This is a genomic window from Williamsia muralis (assembly GCF_002735905.1).
Taxonomy (GTDB): Bacteria; Actinomycetota; Actinomycetes; order Mycobacteriales; family Mycobacteriaceae; genus Williamsia; species Williamsia muralis_A.
In genome coordinates this window covers 1-1376 of sequence record NZ_PEBD01000023.1, presented here as the reverse complement: position 1 = coordinate 1376, position 1376 = coordinate 1, and the positions used below count along the sequence as shown (strand labels likewise).

Below are 1376 nucleotides of genomic sequence, written 5' to 3'. Positions count from 1 at the left end.
CGTCTGCACGGTGATCGATGGCTGCGTCGAAGCCGAGCTCGTCTTTGAGGTAGGCCACCTTGTCTGGTCCGCCGGCGATCCCGACCGCACGGGCGCCCTTGAGCTTGGAGATCTGCCCGACCGCTGACCCGACCGGGCCGGCAGCCGCGGCCACCACCACCGTCTCGCCCGGCTGCGGCTTTCCGATGGTCAGCAGCCCTGCGTATGCGGTGAAGCCGGGCATACCGAGAACGCCGAGCGCGGTGGACGGCGAGATGGCCTCTGGATCGAGCTTGCGGAGGTATTTTGCCTGTTCAATCGAGTGGGTGCGCCAGCCGGCGTACCCGAGCACCACGTCGCCAGGCGCGAAGTCGTCGACGGTCGAGGTGAGGACGCGTGAGACCGTGGCCCCCACCATCGTGTCGCCGATCTCGACCGGTGCGGCATACGACTTGGCCGCACTCATCCGGCCACGCATGTAGGGGTCCAGCGACAAATACAGGGTTTCCAGCGCCACCTCGCCCGGCCCCGGCTCGGAGAGATCGAATTCTTCGAATCGGAAATCGGAATCCTTGGGTTCGCCGTGTGGGCGTGCTGCCAGGACGATGCGGGTGCCGTTGGTCATGTATCTCCTCGTCGAGAATTGTTGCGGTCTCCCTCGTCAACAGCCGAGGGTGACAGTGCTGTTCCGTCGGCTGCCGAATGTGAGGCAACTCAAGTCACCATCGTCGCTCATCTGGTTCGCTACGGTGGGCCGATGAGCAGCAATACGCGACCGGCGTCCGAACTTTCCGGCCGGGCTCGACAGAACCAGATCTACACCGACGGCGTCTTTGGACGAAAACCCAAGGTACCCACTAATTTCGACGATCTGGAACGCGCTGCCAAGCGCAAGATGTCCGCGAAGGCGTGGGCCTATGTCGCCGGCGGGGCGGGTGACGGCAGCACCATGCGTGCAAACCGCCACGCCCTCGACAGCTGGGCGATCGTTCCCAGGATGCTGCGCGACGTGTCAGTGCGGAGTCTGTCCACCGAGCTGTTCGGACAGCAGTTGCCGGCACCGATCCTGTTCTCTCCGGTCGGTGCGGGCGGCCTCGTCTTTCCGCAGGCCGACGTCCACATCGGCCGGGCCGCCGCCGAACTCGGTGTGCCGTACATCTTCTCCAGCCAGGCCAGCGCGCCGATGGAGAGCACTGCCGCGGCGATGGACGAGGTGTCGCCCGGGGCGCCCCGTTGGTTTCAGCTGTACTGGTCGAGCGACGAGCAACTGGTGGACAGCTTCCTGCAGCGCGCCGAGAAGTGCGGTGCGGCGGCCATCGTGGTCACGCTCGACACCACCATGCTGGGATGGCGGCCGCAGGACCTGAACCTGGGGTCGCTGCCGTTCGCGCAGGGGC

The 1376-nt window shown here is 66.0% G+C and carries 1 protein-coding gene and 1 pseudogene; one reads left to right on the top strand and one right to left on the bottom strand.

Translation table 11 applies throughout. The annotated features are described in order from the left end of the window. A pseudogene (locus tag CSW57_RS24170) lies at positions 1-604 on the bottom strand (NADP-dependent oxidoreductase); the annotation flags it as partial. A 132-nt stretch (positions 605-736) separates the two neighbouring features. On the opposite strand from CSW57_RS24170, the gene CSW57_RS24165 reads away from it, so the two are divergent. After that, positions 737-1376: alpha-hydroxy-acid oxidizing protein (locus CSW57_RS24165; RefSeq protein WP_189339425.1), on the top strand; the 640-nt coding region annotated here is incomplete at its 3' end.